This window comes from Spiroplasma endosymbiont of Polydrusus cervinus, from assembly GCF_964019755.1.
Classification (GTDB): Bacteria; Bacillota_I; Bacilli_A; order Mycoplasmatales; family Mycoplasmataceae; genus Spiroplasma.
Map to the genome: position 1 here is coordinate 594,778 of NZ_OZ026469.1, position 21,189 is coordinate 615,966.

A 21,189-nucleotide genomic window follows, 5' to 3' on the forward strand; every position below is an offset into this window, starting at 1 on the left:
TATGTTTTTCACAAGTTCATAAAACTCTATTTGATACAAATTATTCGGTAATGAATGATATTGATTTATAGCAATTATCAACATCACATATTGTTTGTTGCTTATTAATTGCCATTACTTACTCCTTCCTTTAATATTAAGTTTTTTCATTTATTAGCCAAATTAATTAACTAAAACAGAGAAAGGACAGCATCTTAAAATTGGAGAAAAAAAGGTACACTTTGTAAAGATTTATAAGATATTTAATAAATGTGTAAACAACTTTAAGTTAATGAAAAAGTTGTAATAAAAAGTTTCTATTTTAAGAATTTAAGATGCTGTCCTTTCTCTGAATTAATTAATAATTATGGGTTTACAAATAAAAAAACAACCCTTTTTATTTAACAAGAGTTGTTTTTTGGAGCTTCATCGTACATGATACAATATTAAAGAAAGATTTTCAATTTTATTTACTGATGTAACTTATTTAATTTGAAATGGTAAAAAACATTATCAATCAACAATACTTGATGGATATACTAAAGAAATTATTGATGTAAAATGATCAAAATTTAATAATAACAAACTTGTAATTGATAATTTAAATGATGCAATTAATAAAATTAAAAAAATAAAAAAAGATTTAAATAAAATAATAATTCATTCAGATCACGAATATCAATATACATCTAAAGATTACAATAGTAAATGTTTAGATAACAAAATTATAATTTCAATGGGTAAAAATTATCATTGTGCAGACAACATTATTATTGAAAGTTTTCATTCATTACTTAAAAAGGAACAATCCATAATAAAAATTATAAATCTCATAATGAATATATTAATGATGTTAAAAAATGAAATAAATGATATTCAAACCAAAAAGAAAAATATATAATAAATGAAAGTTTGTAAACCTTTTTATTAATACTTACTAAACAGGGTGCAGTCTAGTAAAACAATTTTAATGAAAATGATTAAACAAATTGGTATTAGTAAATTTAGTTGTATTTTAACCGATAGAGGAAAAGAATTTTATAAATGAAAAACAATAGAAAAACACTTTAAAATAAGAGTTTATTTTTGTGATCCTGGTAAACCTCGTCAGAAAGCATTAGTAGAAAGAATAAATAGAGATGTAAGGCGTTGATTGGGTCAAAATGAGCCATTAATTAATATTCGTAGTAGATTAAAATCTATTTTAGATATATTAAATACCACAATTAGACCTTGCTTGGAAAATTTTACATCAAGACAATATTTTAAAAAAATTTTTTTAAATTAAATTAGTGTTTGTTAAGATTAGTAAAATTTATTTTTTGTTGTGTTTAATTTTATAATTTTAAAAATAAATATTAAAAACAATATTTTTAATTTAATATTTTTTGTGATTATTGTTTTTTATTTTTAATTTGTTATAATTTCATTAACTTTTTATGATTTAGTTTTACAGTATACACATATAATAAAAAATTATGTTATTTATAGGGAAGGGCTACTAGCATGGCGGGAAAAATACAGGGTTATTTAAAATTAATTATTTTTGAATCGAAGAATGGTTATCGGATTTGTAAATTTCAATTAGAAAATGATAAAACCCATTTTATTTTTATTAAAGGGTTTTTATCAGCTTTACAACCAGACCAATTATATGAATTAATGGGAGACTTTGTTTATAATGAACGCTATGGCGAAAATTTTGAAGTAACAGAAATTAATAAGATTTTACCCCGTAGTACTGATGAGGTCTTAAAATATTTAACTAGTAGTTTATTTCCAACGATTGGACCTAAAACAGCGCAAATAATTATTGATTATTATCAAACCGATGTTATTACCCAAATTAAAGAAAATTTAACAACATTAAACCAAATTCCAGGCATTAGTTCTAAACAAGCTAATGTTATTGCCAAAGTATTTACGTCAATGAGCCATGATTATGAATTAAATCATCAATTTAATCAAAAAGGATTATCGTTACAAGTTTTATCCTTATTAAAAACAAAATATAATGTTGATCAAATTTATGCTCTTTTAACAAAAGATCCTTTTTCATTATTGTTAAAAGATAATATTTCTTTTAAAACAATTGATAAGATTTATTTAGCCTTTGAACAAGATCCCGTGAGCGATATTCGAATTGGTTATTATGCTTGATATTTAGCAAAAGAATTTTGCAATAATAGTGGGGATACTTATTTAACTTTAGATGAATTAACAGCCCTTTTAGGAAAACATTTTCCGACTTTAACAAAAGAACATTTATTGGCTGGTTTGAAATATAGTAAGGAAATTAATTTGTTAATTTTTAAAAATGACAAAATTTATGTTACTGAAGTATATCATAGTGAAATTAACATTGCAGCAATGTTAGCGGGTTTAAATACAACTGATCAATATGATGATCAAAAACTAACAGCAGAGTTAGCAATGTTAACAAATAAGAAGCAAATTACTTATAATATGCAACAAACAAAAGCTATTAAGGACGCTGTTTATGCTAATTTTTTAGTTATTATTGGTGGACCAGGAACGGGGAAAACAACCGTTGTTGATGGGATTGTTAGCTTATTAAAAAAAGTTTATTACCAATCAGAAATTGTGTTAGCAGCTCCCACCGGTAAGGCAGCAAAACGATTACGTGAAAAAACTCGCCAACGAGCATTAACAATTCATAAATTATTAAAATATGATGCTTTAAAAAATCAGTTTTTTTATAATGAAAATAATCCTTTGGAAAATGATATTTTAATCCTAGATGAAGTTAGTATGGTTGATAGTTTATTATTAGCTCAAATTGCCAAAGCTAGTCTGAATTTACGAAAATTAATTCTAATTGGTGATCCTAATCAGTTACCATCCGTTGCTTGTGGGGATTTACTCCGTGATATTATTCAAAGTGATGCTTTTAATGTGGTGAAATTAGATGAGGTTTATCGCCAGGAAGCGGGAAATGATATTTTAGAATTAAGCTATGCAATTGAGCAAGATAATTTTGAATATAACTTATTTGATAAAAAAGATGTGACATTTGTGGCAGAAACTGACCCGCAAGAATTATTAAAAACTGTTGGTGATTTATACCAAAAGCTTAATGATGAGCAGCAAGAAGATTATAATGCGGTTCAAGTTATTGCCCCAATGTATAATGGACCAGTTGGTATTAATACTTTAAATACTTACTTACAAGATCGTCTTAATCGTTCATATGGTCAGAAAGAAATTAAGATTGGTCATCGCCTTTTTCGCGTAAACGATAAAGTTATGCAACTTAAAAATCGCCCGGAATTGGAAATTTATAATGGTGATGTCGGTGTTATTATTGATATTAGAAAAGGTAAAAATTTAAATGATATTCTCTTAGTAAAATATGACCATGTTATTGAGTATAATAAAGAGTTATATTATGATATTACTTTAGCTTATGCTTGTAGTGTTCATAAATTACAAGGAAGTGAGTATAATAATATTATTTTTGTTATCACAAGAAGTTTTTGAATAATGTTGAAACGAAATTTAATTTATACGGCAATTACTCGTGCTAAAACTAATTTACATTTAATTGGCGAACCAACCGCTTTTTTACAAGGTGTTAATAATTTACCGCAAAAACGGCGAACAACCTTGCAAACAGCGATTAAAACTTTTTATGATGAGCAAGAAAGCAAGTAAGCAATCGATTACTTAGGGGTGTCTACTGTAAAACTAAATCATAAAAAGTTAATAAAATTATAACAAATTAAAAAAAGTGTATTAGACTGCACCCAAAAGAGTAAGTAAAGAAAAAAAGTCTTTGCTAAACTTTAAAGGAGGTGTATTTTTATATGGCAAGAAAAGGACAAAAATTTAATAAATATACAGCATATTTTCGAAAAATGATAGTACAAGAGGTTAAAAATAATAGTATAAGTTTTATTGCAAAAAAATATCAAATTAATAAAAAAACTGTTGCTTCATGGTATGAAAATTTTAAGAAAGGAATTTTAAACACCAATAAAGGTCCAAAAGAATCATTTGAAAAAAGAGATTTAAACTATTACAAAGTTAGGTATGAATTACTAAAAAAGCTTCATGACTTTTACAATTAAATAAAAGAAAAATTGTATCTTTTATCAAAGAAAACATTAATAAATATCCACTAAATTTATTACTTGATATAACAGATTTAAAGCGTAGTTATTGAGATAAATATAAAAATTATTCAAATAATGGTAAGGATAGCGAATCATTAAAAAATATTGTAAAAGTCTATGAAGAAAATTTAAAACAATTTGGTTATCGTCGAATTACCAAATATTTAAAAGAAGATTATGGCATTGTTTATAATGCTAAGAAAGTATTGCGAATTATGAAAGAAAATAATATTCAAGCTGAATATGTAAAGCGTATGCGTAGAAAAATATTAATAAAACAAAATAGAAATAAAAATATAATTAAATATCCTGATTTAGTAAATCGTAATTTTAATGATATTAAAGAAAGATTTTCAATTTTATTTACTGATGTAACTTATTTAATTTGAAATGGTAAAAAACATTATCAATCAACAATACTTGATGGATATACTAAAGAAATTATTGATGTAAAATGATCAAAATTTAATAATAACAAACTTGTACTTGATAATTTAAATGATGCAATTAATAAAATTAAAAAAATAAAAAAAGATCTAAATAAAACAATAATTCATTCAGATCACGGATATCAATATATAGACTGCACCCTGTTTAGTAAGTATTAATAAAAAGGTTTACAAACTTTCATTTATTATATATTTTTCTTTTTGGTTTGAATATCATTTATTTCATTTTTTAACATCATTAATATATTCATTATGAGATTTATAATTTTTATTATGGATTGTTCCTTTTTTAAGTAATGAATGAAAACTTTCAATAATAATGTTGTCTGCACAATGATAATTTTTACCCATTGAAATTATAATTTTGTTATCTAAACATTTACTATTGTAATCTTTAGATGTATATTGATATCCGTGATCTGAATGAATTATTATTTTATTTAAATCTTTTTTTATTTTTTTAATTTTATTAATTGCATCATTTAAATTATCAAGTACAAGTTTGTTATTATTAAATTTTGATCATTTTACATCAATAATTTCTTTAGTATATCCATCAAGTATTGTTGATTGATAATGTTTTTTACCATTTCAAATTAAATAAGTTACATCAGTAAATAAAATTGAAAATCTTTCTTTAATATCATTAAAATTACGATTTACTAAATCAGGATATTTAATTATATTTTTATTTCTATTTTGTTTTATTAATATTTTTCTACGCATACGCTTTACATATTCAGCTTGAATATTATTTTCTTTCATAATTCGCAATACTTTCTTAGCATTATAAACAATGCCATAATCTTCTTTTAAATATTTGGTAATTCGACGATAACCAAATTGTTTTAAATTTTCTTCATAGACTTTTACAATATTTTTTAATGATTCGCTATCCTTACCATTATTTGAATAATTTTTATATTTATCTCAATAACTACGCTTTAAATCTGTTATATCAAGTAATAAATTTAGTGGATATTTATTAATGTTTTCTTTGATAAAAGATACAATTTTTCTTTTATTTAATTGTAAAAGTCATGAAGCTTTTTTAGTAATTCATACCTAACTTTGTAATAGTTTAAATCTCTTTTTTCAAATGATTCTTTTGGACCTTTATTGGTGTTTAAAATTCCTTTCTTAAAATTTTCATACCATGAAGCAACAGTTTTTTTATTAATTTGATATTTTTTTGCAATAAAACTTATACTATTATTTTTAACCTCTTGTACTATCATTTTTCGAAAATATGCTGTATATTTATTAAATTTTTGTCCTTTTCTTGCCATATAAAAATACACCTCCTTTAAAGTTTAGCAAAGACTTTTTTTCTTTACTTACTCTTTTGGGTGCAGTCTAATATCTAAAGATTACAATAGTAAATGTTTAGATAACAAAATTATAATTTCAATGGGTAAAAATTATCATTGTACAGACAACATTATTATTGAAAGTTTTCATTCATTACTTAAAAAAGGAACAATCCATAATAAAAATTATAAATCTCATAATGAATATATTAATGATGTTAAAAAATGAAATAAATGATATTCAAACCAAAAAGAAAAATATATAATAAATGAAAGTTTGTAAACCTTTTTATTAATACTTACTAAACAGGGTGCAGTCTAAGTTTAGCAAAGACTTTTTTTTCTTTACTTACTTTTTTGGGTGCAGTCTAGTGCAGTCTATATTTAGCACTTTTTATTTATCAATTATTTCACCATTTGTACTATTTATATTAGGAATAAATGGCGCTTTTTTTTCATCTGACCATAAATAAACTTTTCAATCAGGTTCTAACATTAATTTACTTAAATCTATTGTATTTTTATTAATAACACGTCCTTTTCAACTATTATTTGGACTTAAAAAATTATTTGAAATTAATAAATATGTTTTTTTATCATAGTCTTTAATAAAAAAATCTTGTCTTACATTTATTGATTTTCATTCTTTATAATCATTATTTTTTTCTGTATATTTTTTATTACAAGCAACTAAACTTGTTGTACTTGTTCCGATTAAAGTGATTGTTGCTAAAAGACTTAATATATTTTTCATCTAATTATTTCCTTTTTTTATTATCAATTAAGTGATTCTGCTGAAACAGTATAATTAACATTTACATTTTTAGTATAAACAGTTTTATCAGCGGAAGTGATTATTGCACTGCTGTTAGTAATATTCTCAACTTTGATTTTTGTGATATCTAAGTCGGAATAGATTTCTTTTAGTTTATCTTTGATTTGTTGTTCAGATGGATTAGATAAATTATTAGTTATAAATTCACCTAAATTAGTTTGAGTAATAATTTTATTTAGTCTAATAAACTCAAAAATTTTAAATGTTATGTTTACTTCACCAGTATAAACGATTGGATCACTTGAAAAAATAGTTACACCATTATTAGTAATGTCTTTAATATTAACTTTATAAATATCTATCTGTGGATTTAATTTTTTTAATTTAGTTATTATTTCTATTTCTAAAACTGATATATTTTCATCTTTTAATTTATATTTTAATTGACCCAAATCGGTTTTTATAATTATTTTATTTAGGGGCATAGATTTATCAACTGTAAAATTAATTGTTTTTTGATTACTAAAACCAGTTACAGTGATTACCGCGCTATTTTCAGTAATTTTTGTAACATTAATGTTATTAATATTTAATTGAGGATTTAATTCTTTTACTTTATTTTTGATTTGTTTTTCAGTTGGTCTGTCAGCTCCATTAGTTTTAAATATATGTTTAGTTTGATTGTTTTTTGTGTCTCTTTTATTTTTATTTATATTTAAACCTGTTCAATTTAATTCAGATAAATCTTTAATAGTATTTTTTTGATAAGGGATATCAGCAATCATTATTGGCACACCAGTTCCACTAATTGTTAATATGCTTAATAAACTTAGTAATTTTTTCATACTTATATTTCTCCCTTTTTTCAATTTCTATGATTGTATAATGTAAAACTAAATCATAAAAAGCTAATAAAATTATAACAAATTAAAAATAAAAAACAATAATCACAAAAAATATTAAATTAAAAATATTGTTTTTAATATTTATTTTTAAAATTATAAAATTAAACACAACAAAAAAATAAATTTTACTAATCTTAACAAACACTAATTTAATTTAAAAAAATTTTTTTAAAATATTTTCTTGATGTAAAATTTTCCAAGCAAGGTCTAATTGTGGTATTTAATATATCTAAAATAGATTTTAATCTACTACGAATATTAATTAATGGCTCATTTTGAGCCAATCAACGCCTTATATCTCTATTTATTCTTTCTACTAATGCTTTCTGACGAAGTTTACCAGGATCACAAAAATAAACTCTTATTTTAAAGTGTTTTTCTATTGTTTTTCATCTATAAAATTCTTTTCCGCTATCGGTTAAAATACAACTAAATTTACTAATACCAATTTATTTAATCATTTTCATTAAAATTGTTAATACAATACTTGCCTTTTTACTAAATAAAATATGATAAAAAAGTATTTTTGATTTACGATTTACTAAAACTAACAAATAAAAATTACCACAATCAAGAGTATCCATTTATCAAATTCCACTAAAACTTAAATCATTTCCATAATCATTTAAAAATTGCTTATAATCTCTAATATTAAGTAATTTTCCACGATTATCATTTTGTTCCCCATTTTTTGTTTTTCTTTTTTTATTTTTAATATATAACATTTCTTTTTTTAAATTAAAATAACCTAATTTAATATATTTATACATTGTTTTAAACATACACCAAATTTTACATTATATTGTAATTCATACGAAGTAATAATATTTTGTGGCGAACGACCAAAATTATTATATTCATTAGAAAAGTGACTTAATTCTTGTGAATTTAACATTGAATATTTACGACATTGTTTTTTATTTTTATCATGTATTTTTTGTGCTTTTGCAGCATTATAATCATTAATATTATCAAACATATTTAACTCTTGCCAAATAGTTCTATAATCTCTATTCATTTGCTTAGCAATTTTTCGAATATTAATTGTTCCATTTTTTTAAATAATTCATTATCTTTTAATTTTTCCAAATTTACTCTTTCATTAAAATCTAATCTTTCATATTTTTTCACACTTTACCTCCTAAAATATTTAAAATGTTATAATTTATGTGCAATAATTATAGCATTTTAAATATTTTAGGAGCAGTCGGATTAACAGCAAGACGTACAACATCATTAATTAGTTGCGAAAAACCAAATAATAGTGAAAACGGCGAGTAATAAACCAGAACCCAAACCACAACAACCACCAGTTGGAAGTAATTGAAAGTTAATTTAAGATTGTAAATTACGCAGGATAATTTATTCTTTACTTTTTAATTTCAATATCATTTGCAATCTTATTGACAGTATTAATAACAATATCTTTACCATACTTTTTCACTAACGACCGCAAAATTAAATATTTCTTTATTTGCATAATTTCAACCTCCTATAATTAACTTAAAAAGTTAACTTAAAAAAGTTAACTAAATTAATAGTTAACTTTTTATGATTTGATATTTACAATTTACAAACATTAATTTTGTTTATGTTAGAACCTTTAAAACCTTTGTAAAAATCATTGCGGGCTAATTTACCAATTGTATGTAATAAAGTTTCATTATTAGCTTGTTTTGTAAAATAAAATATTAATTTATCAGATAAAATATTTTTACCTGTAAATTGCCTTACAACATCTTCTAAGTTATTAGCAGTTCTTACCCCTAATTTTTCAAATAATTTAGTTTCTTTGGCTAATTTTAAAATTCTCGTTGTTCGAGCAGCACGCGTTAATTTACCAACACCACCAATTGCTGATAATAAATTTAAAGTTGTACTTGTTGCTGTTACTTCTGAGGTTAAACTATCATATATTTGATTTACGGAAAAATCGGTTGTTATTTCTACTCCAAACGAAATAAAATCTGCCGCAAAATTTGATAATCCCCCACCAAAACCAACAGCCGAAGCAATACCACCAGTCAAAACTGATAAACCAAGGTCTAAAAATTGAATTCCTAAAAATTCTAATAATTGTAAACCAAAATTTTTTTCTTGTTGCTGAATCGATAATCTAGTTGGTTTTTTTTAACAGCATAAATAAGAGCTGTTTTAGATGTTCCGATTGACATTTTTAAAACGAAAAAGTACTATTTTTTAGTAATTAAGGCTTTTTAATTTTAACATCAATTGCATTTTTTTGACCAGTAGCATTGTTTTTACCCTCAATTTGAACTGAAATAGTTTTATCATTTGTAATATCTATTGGTCAGTCTTCGCCCTTACTTTCAATAAAGTAAAAAAAATCACTTTCAGTTAAAGAACTATAAATTGCTCTAACTGCTTTAAAACAACATCTTTAAATTGTAATTTTAATTGTTCTGCTGTTGGGGTCTTGCTGGGTCTGCAACATGAATAGTTGGTTTATCTAATTTATTAATTTTACTAATATCAATTTTTGTAACAATATGTTTAATAATTCCCTTAGGTTCAACTACAGCTCCACCTAAATATAAAACTCTTTCCATAATCAAAGTATTACCCATACCAGTACCTAATGCAGCAGCACCAACTCTTAACGGAATATGGTCTTTTTTGCGTAAGATACGGGGATCATATTTTTTACTAAACTTAAAAGCAATTGCATTAACACCATCTGGTAATAGTCTGATTGTTCCTTCTAAACCATCTTTATTAATAATTGGTAATTTTTTAGGAACCATATAATATGTTGTTCCTTCAACAGTTTTCATTGCTCCGCTCCTTGCAATTACACTATTTATTTGGTCATTTGCTCCAAGTTGCAACTGTAATTTATTACGAATTCCACGAATAAAATCAGCGGAACCTAAAGCAACTGTTTCTGATGGGGTAAAACCATTTTCATATATTTTATCCATAATTTCATCATAAATTTGTAAAGCATTTGTATAATCCGCTTTTTGCCCTTGAATAGTTGTAACTGTTCCTTTATTAATAATTTCTAAAATTTTATTGCGTTTATAAGCAGCTTCTGTATCCATTGCTTGTTCTATATCAGCAGCCCAAAGATTAGGGTTAAATTCACTTTCTACAGGGTCTAATTTACGAGTAAAAATTAAAATTTTATCTAATTCAACAATCCCATCTTCAAATTCCACTGTTGAATATTTTAATAGGTTATCATCAGTATTAAATACTTGTCCATCTTTTCCTAAACCTTGATTATATTTAATATTTTTCTTTCTTTTATATATTAAACCAAACTTATTTGCTTCTTTTCATGCAAATAATGCTTCTCAACTAAATTTTTGTTGATAAGTTTGTAAATATCATTGGTCAAATGCTTCGCACTCTTTTTGTGTTGCTTTGTTAGCAATATCACCAAATATTCTTTGTGGATTTTGTGCCATAATTATCTCCTTCTTTCTTATTTATTAAATACATTGTCTGTATCTAAAATATTGGTTTCTTTATTTTCTACTTTTGGTACACACCACCAGTATTAATGGTTTGTACTTTAATTAATTCATCATAAACACTTTGTAAGTGTGTTTTAATAGCTCCAATATCATCATTAATATCATAAGATTTTAACAAGACATTTTTAAATTCTTCATTATCAGTTAAATAATTAATAAAGTCATTTAGACTGCGCCCTGTTTAGTAAGTATTAATAAACAGGGCGCAGTCTAAATGACTTCAATTTGTTTTAATTGCAGTGTTTATTGTTCTAATTGTGAAATTAATTCAGTATTTTTTGTTTGTAGTTCGTTGATTTGTTGATTGCTATTTTCTAAATTACTTGCATTAAATTCTCCAAATTCGGCAGTGTTTTCTAAAATAACTTCTGGTGTTTTAATATCAAAACTATTATCTTCATTTTTAATTGGTTCATTATTTTCATTTATAAGAACATATTTTACATTTTTTAATGCCATTGTTTTTCCTCCTATTTTTTAATATTTGTATTTGTTCTTTTTCTAATTGCCTTTTGTATAATTTCAAAACTATCAACGCGAAAAGATAAAAAATATCGTTTAGTTTTTATATTTAAATGATTAAATACTGAGCCTTTAATTTTTATCTCATCATCTTTTCTTAATTTCAAAAAATTAGTTAAAATAGATGGGTTATATATTGATAATGTTGAGTAATTTAATCCGTCTCACTGACATTTCGCCGAACAACAAGCATCAACTTCAACACCACTGGCAACCAGAGCCTTAATTTTTGTTTTAATAGGATTTTCATGTAATCTAACAGTTAATTCTAATTTATTAACTCTTTTATTTTTAATTTTAGGTTTATTAGCTATTTATTTTTTAGATAAATTACTTTTAGTTTGGGACATTATTTCACATCCTTACTAGGTAATTTGTCATATTTTTCTTTCGAAATATAACCCCTATACATATTCTTTAAATCAAGAACAATAAGAAAATCTTCTTTAAATAATATTTGTTGTTTTAATTCTTCAATTTTACTATCTAAATTTTGATTAAAATAATGTGCCATATCTATTTGTTGTTTAAAACTATTAATTTCTTGTTCTTTTTCGGCAAGTTCTTTTTTAAGAGTTTCATTTCCTTCTTTAAGTTTGTCAAATTTTATTAATTCTGTTATAGTTATTATTTATCCTTCTTTTTTAAAAAATATTGCAAATGTTTCCAAGCATCATATTCATGTTCTGTGATTTTAATATTTCCTTTATATATATAATTTTTCTTAATGACTGGTGATTGTAAAACATATTTTAAATTAAATAGATATTTACATAAAACTTTTAAACCACCAATGAATTTAGGAGTAGATATTGGGTTTGTTATTTTTAAACCCTTATGAAGTTAATAATCTTCAATTATTACAATAACTTTATTTAAATAAGAACAAATTTTATTTTTAAATTCATTTAATATTAAATACATATTATTTATTGCTTCTTCTTCGTTTTTAGAATTAAAAGTAATATTATTAATTATTTTATTTTACAAAACATTATAAATAATAACACCAGTTTATCCAATTCCGGCGGGGTCAATTGCAATAATATATTTTAATTTATCTGGTTTATTTTTTTCTCAATTTGTAATATTCTTCAACCATCCGCAGCCAAATCTAAAATATCATTAATTTTATAATGTTGCATATATGAATTAATAACATCTAATTTATCTTCAAATAAATTTAAATACATTTTTGCTCATTCTAAACATTGAAAATCATAATGCTTTTTATGATGTGAAATACGACAATCAACAGGTTGACAATTAACTCAATCAAATAATGTTGTTATTTCATTTCAAGTTTTATTAATATATTTACTTTTATATTCTTACATAATATTTTTCTCCTTTATTTTTATTTTTTTTGTAAATTGTAAATACTAAATCATAAAAAGTTAACTATTAATTTAGTTAACTTTTTATGATTTAGTATTTACAATTTACAGATAAAATTTAATAAATTATTTTTAGTGTGCTATAATTTACACCATCCATCATGTAAATATGATAAATTATAAATTAAAAAGGTCGAAACCTTTTTAACCTGGCACTGCCCTATTTTCACCTTGCGACTATCGTTGGCGTAATAGTGCTTAACTGCCGTGTTCGGGATGGGAACGGGTGTGTCCACTATGCCATAAGCACCAGATTTATCTGAGGGAAATTATCCGCTCAAAACTAGATAATAAACTATCTAAAATTTGTAAATAAGCTCTCGCTTTTTTGAAGTCCTCGACCTATTAGTATTGGTTAGCTGAACACGTCACCGTGCTTACACACCCAACCTATCAACCTTGTCGTCTTCAAGGGGTCTTACTCCATAAAAGATGGGAAATCTCATCTTAAAGTATGCTTCTCGCTTAGATGCCTTCAGCGATTATCATTTCCACACATAGCTACCCAGCTGTGCCACTGGCGTGACAACTGGAGCACCAGAGGTGTGTCAATCCCGGTCCTCTCGTACTAGGGACAGATCTCTTCAAATTTCCTACGCCCACAACAGATAGGGACCAAACTGTCTCACGACGTTCTGAACCCAGCTCGCGTACCGCTTTAATGGGCGAACAGCCCAACCCTTGGAACCAACTTCAGCTCCAGGATGCGATGAGCCGACATCGAGGTGCCAAACCTCCCCGTCGATGTGAACTCTTGGGGGAGATCAGCCTGTTATCCCCAGGGTAACTTTTATCCGTTGAGCGACGGCCCTTCCACACGGGACCGCCGGATCACTAAGCCCAGCTTTCGCTCCTGTTCGACTTGTAAGTCTCACAGTCAAGCACCCTTCTACCTTTGCGCTCTATGTATGATTTCCGACCATACTGAGGGTACCTTTGGGCGCCTCCGTTACATTTTAGGAGGCGACCGCCCCAGTCAAACTACCCACCTGACACTGTTTCTGATCTGGCTTACAGATCTAGGTTAGGATTCCGACATAACAAGGGTGGTATTCCAAGGATGACTCCACAATAACTAGCATTACTGCTTCAAAGTCTCCCACCTATCCTATACATGCTATATCAAAACCCAATATCAAGCTATAGTAAAGCTCCATGGGGTCTTTCCGTCTAGTTGCGGGTAACCTGCATCTTCACAGGTACTAAAATTTCACCGAGTCTGCAGCCGAGACAGCGAAGGGATCATTACGCCTTTCGTGCAGGTCAGAACTTACCTGACAAGGAATTTCGCTACCTTAGGACCGTTATAGTTACGGCCGCCGTTCACTGGGGCTTCGGTTCAAAGCTTCGCTAAATGCTAACTAATCCCCTTAACCTTCCAGCACTGGGCAGGCGTCACCCCCTATACGTCGTCTTACGACTTTGCAGAGAGCTGTGTTTTTGCTAAACAGTTGCCCCTTCCTCTTCACTGCGGCTCATATTTCTATGAACACCCCTTCTCGCTAACTTACGGGGTTATTTTGCAGAGTTCCTTAGCTACAGTTATCTCGCTTGCCTTAGGATTCTCTCCTTGACCACGTGTGTTCGTTCTAGGTACAGGCACCATATAAATAGTGCTAGAAGCTTTTCTTGGAAGCATGGAGTCATATACTTCGCTACTAGGCGAGCCGTTCGCTCCCCATAACACTTCAAGGTTATGCAAGGCGGATTTGCCAACCTTACCCTCTTTGTGCTTAACCCGGAATCCAATAACCGGGATATACTATCCTTCTCCGTCACTCCATCGCTCTATATGGTGGTACAGGAATATCAACCTGTTGTCCATCGACTACGCCTTTCGGCCTGGCCTTAGGTCCTGACTAACCCTGGGTGGACGAACCTTGCCCAGGAAACCTTGGTCAAACGGCATGAGGGATTCTCACCCTCAAACGTTACTCATGCCGGCATTCTCACTTCTAACCAGTCCAGCAGTCCTCACGGTCTACCTTCATCCCTGTTAGAACGCTCCCCTACCGCCCTGTATATAAATATACAAAACCCATAGCTTCGGTATTATGCTTAGCCCCGGTACATTTTCGGCGCAAAGTTACTCGACTAGTGAGCTGTTACGCACTCTTTAAAGGGTGGCTGCTTCTAAGCCAACCTCCTAGCTGTCTAAGCGACTTCACATCCTTACACACTTAGCATAAATTTTGGGACCTTAGCTGATGATCTGGGCTGTTTCCCTTACGTGCATGGACCTTATCACCCATGTACTGACTGCCGAGTATACAAAATTGGCATTCGGAGTTTAATTGAATTCAGTACCCCTAGGTGGGGCCATCATACATTTAGTGCTCTACCTCCAACTTGCTAACCTCGACACTAGCCCTAAAGCTATATCGGGGAGAACCAGCTATCTCCAGGTTCGATTGGAATTTCACCCCTAGCCACAAGTCATCCGCGGTCTTTTCAACGAACGTCGGTTCGGTCCTCCATTAAGTTTTACCTCAACTTCAACCTGCTCATGGCTAGATCACCTGGTTTCGGGTCTATGACAACATACTAAACGCCCTATTAAGGCTCGCTTTCACTACGGCTCCGTATTTTCTACTTAACCTTGCATGCTATCATAACTCGCCGGCTCATTCTACAAAAAGCACGCCGTCACCCATTAACGAGCTCCGACTTCTTGTAGGCATATGGTTTCAGGTACTATTTCACTCCCCTCCCGGGGTGCTTTTCACCTTTCCCTCACGGTACTGGTTCACTATCGGTGAATAGGTAGTATTTAGCCTTACGCGGTGGTCCGCGTTGATTCCGACAAGATTTCACGTGTCTCGCCGTACTCAGGATTCCATTTCGAGTCTTGTCTATTTCGTATACGGGACTATCACCCTCTGTGGTATGGTTTCCCAACCATTTCTACTATAAATAAGTTTTGTAACTCTACTAACATGGTCCTACAACCCCAGATAAATCTGGTTTGGGCTGTTCCCCGTTCGCTCGCCGCTACTAAGAGAATCGCATTCGCTTTCTTTTCCTCTAGGTACTAAGATGTTTCAATTCCCTAGGTATACCTTCACTATAACTATTTATTCATTATTAGGATGATGAGAGATTAATCTCACCAGGTTTCCCCATTCGGACATGTCCGGATCAAAGCTTACTTCCAGCTCCCCGAACCTTATCGCAGGTAGTCACGTCCTTCATCGTCTCCTATTCCCAAGGCATTCACCATACGCCCTTTGTAACTTCAAAGTTTTATAAATTATTTGACCTGATTTTAAATCAGTTTTTTTGAGAATCATTTACAAATATAACTGTGAAATTTTAGTTATTTTTAAAAAATAAATAAAATTTTGAATTATTGTTATTTTAATAACATGATTAAAATAACAAGATGTCTATTATCCAGTTTTCAAAGAACAATTTGCAATAACATTTTTTGTTATTGTCAGAGAACTAATCTCTGAAAACTAAACATAACGGTCATTAAAACTAATTAATTACTATAAAGTATTAATTCCATAGAAAGGAGGTGATCCATCCGCACGTTCTCGTACGGATACCTTGTTACGACTTCACCCTAATCATTAATCCTACCTTGGGCGGCTTCCTCCTTGCGGTTAGAATACCGACTTCTGGTATTATCAACTCTCATGGTGTGACGGGCGGTGTGTACAAGACCCGAGAACGTATTCACCGCGACATTGCTGATTCGCGATTACTAGCGATTCCGACTTCATGAGGGCGAGTTGCAGCCCTCAATCCGAACTGAGATCGACTTTTTCAGATTAGCTCCCTCTTGCGAGATCGCAACTGTTTGTACCGACCATTGTAGCACGTGTGTAGCCCAAGACATAAGGGGCATGCTGATTTGACGTCATCCCCACCTTCCTCTAGCTTACACTAGCAGTCCCATTAGAGTATCTCAACTTAATGGAGTAACTAACGGTAAGGGTTGCGCTCGTTACTGGACTTAACCAAACACCTCACGGCACGAGCTGACGACAACCATGCACCACCTGTCTCAATGTTAACCTCCACTTGTATTTCTACAGCTTTGCACTGGATGTCAAGCCTTGGTAAGGTTCTTCGCGTTGCTTCGAATTAAACCACATGCTCCACCGCTTGTGCGGGTCCCCGTCAATTCCTTTGAGTTTCACTCTTGCGAGCATACTACTCAGGCGGAGTACTTAATGCGTTAGCTGCAGCACCGAACTTAGTCCGACACTTAGTACTCATCGTTTACGGCATAGACTACTAGGGTATCTAATCCTATTTGCTCCCTACGCTTTCGTGCCTAAACGTCAGTGATAGGCCAGTCAATCGCCTTCGCCACTGGTGTTCCTCCATATATCTACGCATTTCACCGCTACACATGGAATTCCATTGACCTCTCCTACACTCTAGTTTAACAGTTTTCAAGGCGAACTGGAGTTGAGCTCCAGTATTTGACCCCAAACTTGTTAAACCGTCTGCGCACGCTTTACGCCCAATAAATCCGGATAACGCTTGCCACCTATGTATTACCGCGGCTGCTGGCACATAGTTAGCCGTGGCTTTCTGGTAAAGTACCGTCAAATAAATATCATTTCCTATACTTACTGTTCTTCCCTTACAACAGACCTTTACAATCCGAAGACCGTCTTCAGTCACGCGGCATTGCTCCATCAGGCTTTCGCCCATTGTGAAAAATTCCCTACTGCTGCCTCCCGTAGGAGTTCGGGCCGTGTCTCAGTCCCGATGTGGCCGATCAACCTCTCAGTTCGGCTACGTATCATTGTCTTGGTAGACCATTACCCCACCAACTAACTAATACGGCCGCATCCTCATCCATTAGTGGTCCAAACGGACCTTTTAACATTCTCTGATGCCAGAAAATGTCGTATGCGGTATTAGCAGTCGTTTCCAACTGTTATCCCCCGCTAATGGGTAGATTAGATACGTGTTACTCACCCGTTCGCCACTGGGTGCAAGCACCCCGTTCAACTTGCATGTATTAGGCATGCCGCCAGCGTTCATCCTGAGCCAGGATCAAACTCTCATTAAAAAAAATATTGTTTTTGTTCCTAACTTTAATGACGGATATTCATTGAATAAATGATTATCTTTTGTTGTTATGTTTAGTTTTCAAAGATCGTTGTTGTGTCAGCAAAACACCTTCTAAATTATACAAAATTATGCGATTATTGTCAATAACTTTTTTTACTTTTTTTCATATTTTTAGTATTGTTTTTAATTTAAGTAAGTAATAACTTGTTATCAACTGACACCTTTATAAGTATATAAAATCCTCATCTTTTTGCAAGTGTTTTTGGTAAAAATATTAATATTTTTATTTTTAATTTGTTATAATTTTATTAACTTTTTATGATTTATTTTTACAGTATACACATTTTATTAGCGTATAATAAATTTATAAATAAAAAAGAAAGAACGGAGGAAAAATCGTGAGTGTTCAAGGAACAGTGCAATTTCGGAAAGCAATTAAAATTTATGATAAAATAAAAACAGTTAATGAAGCTGATTTAAAAACAATTTTAGCAACAGGAACTTTAGCTCCTAGTTCAAATGGATTAGAACCAGTCAAAGTTATTATTAAAGATCAAAAGCTGAAAGAACAAGCAGCATTAAAATGTTTTATGCCAGGTAATCAACAAAAAGTAAAAGATGCCCCTGTTTTAGCGTTATTATTTAGGAGCAAATGGAGATTATTTAACTTTAGACGAATTTTTGACAAATCGATTAGGTCGCATTTTTACTGGGGAAACATTAAAAACAAATGTACATGGAATGAGTAATTATTTAAAAAGTTATCCGAGCCCAGATATGTTTGCTGATGAATAAAGCACATATCGTTGCCAGTTTTATGACTTTACAAGCTGCTGTTTTAAAAATTGGATCAAGTATTATGGGAGCGATTACACGAATTGAAACTAGTTCTTTCTTTAGTGAACATCAAATTGTTGACCCAACAAAATGACATTTAGCTTTAGGAATGTTATTTGGATATTATGATGATAAAGTCACAGGAACTAGTTTTCCCCGCTTACGGATTGCGGAAGATGAATTTGTCACTATTTTTTAAAATTTAATTAATAAAAATTTTACGAAAAATAGTTTAATAACATAATGAAAACATCTTTAAAAAAATTTTGAATTATTAGTTTACTTACTAATATCCTTTTTCTACTAATCCAAGTTAGCATCACAATTCCGTTAATATGATATAAAAAACAATGACAGTTAAATAATAGTGATTTATCGCAAATATTCTTTGGAATTCTAATTGTTATCATTTTAGCACTGTTCATTACAAATTGAATCCTTGTTAAAAACCCCTTACGAAAACTAAATATTACTAAAGAATTAACCCCTTGGCAGGCTGAGATTGGTTTTCAAATTATTACCAAATATACCCATTTACAAACAGAATATAATGGCTATATATGATACTTAAAGAAAAAAAGTTTTATTCTACTTGCAACGCTTGGCATTAACTTTGGTTATGCCTTAATCGCCGCTGTTGTGTTTTCAATTTTAGGATTGTAAAGTGTAAATTATCCCGCGTAATTTACAATCTTCAATTAACTTTCAATTACTTCCAACTGGTGATTGTTGTGGTTTGGGTTCTGGTTTATTACTCGCCGTTTTCACTATTATTTGGTTTTTCGCAACTAATTAATGATGTTGTACTTGTTGCTTTTAATCCGATTGCTCCTAAAATATTTAAAATGTTATAATTTATGTGCAATAATTATAACATTTTAAATATTTTAGGAGGTAAAGTATGAAAAAATATGAAAGATTAGATTTTAATGAAAGAGTAAATTTGGAAAAATTAAAAGATAATGAATTATTTAAAAAGAAAAATGGAACAATTAATATTCGAAAAATTGCTAAGCAAATGAATAGAGATTATAGAACTATTTGGCAAGAGTTAAATATGTTTGATAATATTAATGATTATAATGCTGCAAAAGCACAAAAAATACATGATAAAAATAAAAAACAATGTCGTAAATATTCAATGTTAAATTCACAAGATTAATAGACTGCACCCCGTTTAGTAAGTATTAATAAAAAGGTTTACAAACTTTCATTTATTATATATTTTTCTTTTTGGTTTGAATATCATTTATTTCATTTTTTAACATCATTAATATATTCATTATGAGATTTATAATTTTTATTATGGATTGTTCCTTTTTTAAGTAATGAATGAAAACTCTCAATAATAATGTTGTCTGCACAATGATAATTTTTACCCATTGAAATTATAATTTTGTTATCTAAACATTTACTATTATAATCTTTAGATATATATTGATATCCGTGATCTGAATGAATTGTTATTTTATTTAAATCTTTTTTTATTTTTTTAATTTTATTAATTGCATCATTTAAATTATCAATTACAAGTTTGTTATTATTAAATTTTGATCATTTTACATCAATAATTTCTTTAGTATATCCATCAAGTATTGTTGATTGATAATGTTTTTTACCATTTCAAATTAAATAAGTTACATCAGTAAATAAAATTGAAAATCTTTCTTTAATATCATTAAAATTACGATTTACTAAATCAGGATATTTAATTATATTTTTATTTCTATTTTGTTTTATTAATATTTTTCTACGCATACGCTTTACATATTCAGCTTGAATATTATTTTCTTTCATAATTCGCAATACTTTCTTAGCATTATAAACAATGCCATAATCTTCTTTTAAATATTTGGTAATTCGACGATAACCAAATTGTTTTAAATTTTCTTCATAGACTTTTACAATATTTTTTAATGATTCGCTATCCTTACCATTACTTGAATAATTTTTATATTTATCTCAATAACTACGCTTTAAATCTGTTATATCAAGTAATAAATTTAGTGGATATTTATTAATGTTTTCTTTGATAAAAGATACAATTTTTCTTTTATTTAATTGTAAAAGTCATGAAGCTTTTTTAGTAATTCATACCTAACTTTGTAATAGTTTAAATCTCTTTTTTCAAATGATTCTTTTGGACCTTTATTGGTGTTTAAAATTCCTTTCTTAAAATTTTCATACCATGAAGCAACAGTTTTTTTATTAATTTGATATTTTTTTGCAATAAAACTTATACTATTATTTTTAACCTCGTGTACTATCATTTTTCGAAAATATGCTGTATATTTATTAAATTTTTGTCCTTTTCTTGCCATATAAAAATACACCTCCTT

General features: G+C 28.9%; 19 protein-coding genes, 3 rRNA genes and 6 pseudogenes. 10 read left to right on the forward strand and 18 right to left on the reverse strand.

From position 1 onward, the window contains the following. Positions 1 to 346: 346 nt before the first annotated feature. From AACK78_RS03745 to AACK78_RS03765, 6 genes and pseudogenes are all read left to right on the forward strand, one after another. Positions 347 to 880, forward strand: a complete 534-nt coding sequence (locus AACK78_RS03745; RefSeq protein ID WP_338954412.1) for a DDE-type integrase/transposase/recombinase — start codon at positions 347 to 349, stop codon at positions 878 to 880. A 60-nt stretch (positions 881 to 940) separates the two neighbouring features. Beyond that, positions 941 to 1,267 (forward strand): annotated as a pseudogene (locus tag AACK78_RS03750) (IS30 family transposase); the annotation flags it as partial. A 218-nt stretch (positions 1,268 to 1,485) separates the two neighbouring features. Next, positions 1,486 to 3,654, forward strand: coding sequence for an AAA family ATPase (locus tag AACK78_RS03755; protein ID WP_338954416.1), 2,169 nt, complete (start codon positions 1,486 to 1,488; stop codon positions 3,652 to 3,654). Positions 3,655 to 3,806: 152 nt separating this feature from the next. Next, entirely contained in the window at positions 3,807 to 4,070 is a 264-nt protein-coding gene (locus AACK78_RS03760; protein WP_338954390.1) for a transposase family protein, read from the forward strand. A 173-nt stretch (positions 4,071 to 4,243) separates the two neighbouring features. After that, positions 4,244 to 4,309 (forward strand): annotated as a pseudogene (locus AACK78_RS07520) (hypothetical protein); the annotation flags it as partial. Positions 4,310 to 4,330: 21 nt separating this feature from the next. Then, positions 4,331 to 4,723 (forward strand): DDE-type integrase/transposase/recombinase, encoded by a 393-nt coding sequence (locus AACK78_RS03765; protein WP_338954418.1) that lies wholly within the window; start codon positions 4,331 to 4,333, stop codon positions 4,721 to 4,723. A 9-nt stretch (positions 4,724 to 4,732) separates the two neighbouring features. On the opposite strand, the gene AACK78_RS03770 is transcribed toward AACK78_RS03765, so the two are convergent. The 3 genes and pseudogenes from AACK78_RS03770 to AACK78_RS03775 all read right to left on the reverse strand — a co-directional run bounded on the left by AACK78_RS03770 (position 4,733) and on the right by AACK78_RS03775 (position 5,853). After that, the gene (locus tag AACK78_RS03770; RefSeq protein ID WP_338954420.1) at positions 4,733 to 5,329 is read right to left on the reverse strand and encodes a DDE-type integrase/transposase/recombinase; all 597 of its coding nucleotides are present in this window, start codon (positions 5,327 to 5,329) and stop codon (positions 4,733 to 4,735) included. Between the two features lie 21 nt (positions 5,330 to 5,350). After that, a pseudogene (locus tag AACK78_RS07525) lies at positions 5,351 to 5,623 on the reverse strand (hypothetical protein); the annotation flags it as partial. Further along, complete coding sequence (locus tag AACK78_RS03775) at positions 5,590 to 5,853, reverse strand: transposase family protein (RefSeq protein ID WP_338954390.1); 264 nt, start codon at positions 5,851 to 5,853, stop codon at positions 5,590 to 5,592. The pseudogene AACK78_RS07525 and the gene AACK78_RS03775, both read right to left, overlap by 34 nt. Before the next feature lie 121 nt (positions 5,854 to 5,974). Here AACK78_RS03775 and AACK78_RS03780 point away from each other — a divergent pair, with 121 nt between their 5' ends. Further along, positions 5,975 to 6,157 (forward strand): hypothetical protein, encoded by a 183-nt coding sequence (locus tag AACK78_RS03780; protein WP_338954422.1) that lies wholly within the window; start codon positions 5,975 to 5,977, stop codon positions 6,155 to 6,157. A gap of 111 nt (positions 6,158 to 6,268) precedes the next feature. Here the strand turns inward: AACK78_RS03780 and AACK78_RS03785 are convergent, their stop codons facing one another. The 11 genes and pseudogenes from AACK78_RS03785 to AACK78_RS03855 all read right to left on the reverse strand — a co-directional run bounded on the left by AACK78_RS03785 (position 6,269) and on the right by AACK78_RS03855 (position 18,011). Further along, positions 6,269 to 6,628, reverse strand: a complete 360-nt coding sequence (locus AACK78_RS03785) for a lipoprotein (protein WP_338954423.1) — start codon at positions 6,626 to 6,628, stop codon at positions 6,269 to 6,271. Positions 6,629 to 6,648: 20 nt separating this feature from the next. Next, a complete protein-coding gene (locus tag AACK78_RS03790) occupies positions 6,649 to 7,494 on the reverse strand; it encodes a hypothetical protein (protein WP_338954425.1) in 846 nt (281 codons plus the stop codon). A 209-nt stretch (positions 7,495 to 7,703) separates the two neighbouring features. Next, positions 7,704 to 8,685: pseudogene (locus AACK78_RS07530) on the reverse strand (IS30 family transposase). A gap of 432 nt (positions 8,686 to 9,117) precedes the next feature. Continuing rightward, positions 9,118 to 9,582, reverse strand: a complete 465-nt coding sequence (locus tag AACK78_RS03820) for a hypothetical protein (RefSeq protein ID WP_338954436.1) — start codon at positions 9,580 to 9,582, stop codon at positions 9,118 to 9,120. A 386-nt stretch (positions 9,583 to 9,968) separates the two neighbouring features. After that, positions 9,969 to 10,988: a hypothetical protein gene (locus AACK78_RS03825; RefSeq protein WP_338954438.1), complete on the reverse strand. Its 1,020-nt coding sequence runs from the start codon at positions 10,986 to 10,988 to the stop codon at positions 9,969 to 9,971. 312 nt (positions 10,989 to 11,300) lie between these two features. Continuing rightward, positions 11,301 to 11,516: a hypothetical protein gene (locus tag AACK78_RS03830; RefSeq protein WP_338954440.1), complete on the reverse strand. Its 216-nt coding sequence runs from the start codon at positions 11,514 to 11,516 to the stop codon at positions 11,301 to 11,303. Between the two features lie 412 nt (positions 11,517 to 11,928). After that, complete coding sequence (locus AACK78_RS03835) at positions 11,929 to 12,093, reverse strand: hypothetical protein (protein WP_338954442.1); 165 nt, start codon at positions 12,091 to 12,093, stop codon at positions 11,929 to 11,931. A gap of 538 nt (positions 12,094 to 12,631) precedes the next feature. Then, the gene (locus AACK78_RS03840; RefSeq protein WP_338954444.1) at positions 12,632 to 12,772 is read right to left on the reverse strand and encodes a hypothetical protein; all 141 of its coding nucleotides are present in this window, start codon (positions 12,770 to 12,772) and stop codon (positions 12,632 to 12,634) included. 351 nt (positions 12,773 to 13,123) lie between these two features. Continuing rightward, positions 13,124 to 13,230, reverse strand: a 5S ribosomal RNA gene (gene rrf / locus AACK78_RS03845). Positions 13,231 to 13,301: 71 nt separating this feature from the next. Then, positions 13,302 to 16,216: ribosomal RNA gene (locus AACK78_RS03850) — 23S ribosomal RNA — on the reverse strand. Positions 16,217 to 16,489: 273 nt separating this feature from the next. Further along, positions 16,490 to 18,011: ribosomal RNA gene (locus tag AACK78_RS03855) — 16S ribosomal RNA — on the reverse strand. The 16S, 23S and 5S rRNA genes sit together here, the layout of an rRNA operon. A gap of 400 nt (positions 18,012 to 18,411) precedes the next feature. Here AACK78_RS03855 and AACK78_RS03860 point away from each other — a divergent pair. Both AACK78_RS03860 and AACK78_RS03865 read left to right on the forward strand, forming a co-directional pair. Continuing rightward, positions 18,412 to 18,762 carry a nitroreductase family protein gene (locus tag AACK78_RS03860; protein WP_338954446.1) on the forward strand — a complete coding sequence of 117 codons (351 nt, stop codon included), beginning with the start codon at positions 18,412 to 18,414 and terminating at the stop codon, positions 18,760 to 18,762. A gap of 38 nt (positions 18,763 to 18,800) precedes the next feature. After that, positions 18,801 to 19,049: a hypothetical protein gene (locus AACK78_RS03865; RefSeq protein ID WP_338954448.1), complete on the forward strand. Its 249-nt coding sequence runs from the start codon at positions 18,801 to 18,803 to the stop codon at positions 19,047 to 19,049. Between the two features lie 552 nt (positions 19,050 to 19,601). Here AACK78_RS03865 and AACK78_RS03870 read toward each other — a convergent pair. Continuing rightward, complete coding sequence (locus AACK78_RS03870) at positions 19,602 to 19,715, reverse strand: lipoprotein (RefSeq protein ID WP_338954450.1); 114 nt, start codon at positions 19,713 to 19,715, stop codon at positions 19,602 to 19,604. 36 nt (positions 19,716 to 19,751) lie between these two features. Between AACK78_RS03870 and AACK78_RS03875 the strand changes: the two are divergent. Further along, positions 19,752 to 20,009, forward strand: a pseudogene (locus tag AACK78_RS03875) (helix-turn-helix domain-containing protein); the annotation flags it as partial. Positions 20,010 to 20,050: 41 nt separating this feature from the next. Here AACK78_RS03875 and AACK78_RS03880 read toward each other — a convergent pair. The 3 genes and pseudogenes from AACK78_RS03880 to AACK78_RS03885 all read right to left on the reverse strand — a co-directional run bounded on the left by AACK78_RS03880 (position 20,051) and on the right by AACK78_RS03885 (position 21,171). Next, on the reverse strand, positions 20,051 to 20,647 hold the full coding sequence (locus AACK78_RS03880; protein ID WP_338954454.1) for a DDE-type integrase/transposase/recombinase: 597 nt from the start codon (positions 20,645 to 20,647) through the stop codon (positions 20,051 to 20,053). A gap of 21 nt (positions 20,648 to 20,668) precedes the next feature. Further along, positions 20,669 to 20,941: pseudogene (locus AACK78_RS07535) on the reverse strand (hypothetical protein); the annotation flags it as partial. Further along, on the reverse strand, positions 20,908 to 21,171 hold the full coding sequence (locus AACK78_RS03885) for a transposase family protein (RefSeq protein WP_338954456.1): 264 nt from the start codon (positions 21,169 to 21,171) through the stop codon (positions 20,908 to 20,910). The gene AACK78_RS03885 and the pseudogene AACK78_RS07535, both read right to left, overlap by 34 nt. Positions 21,172 to 21,189 lie beyond the last annotated feature (18 nt).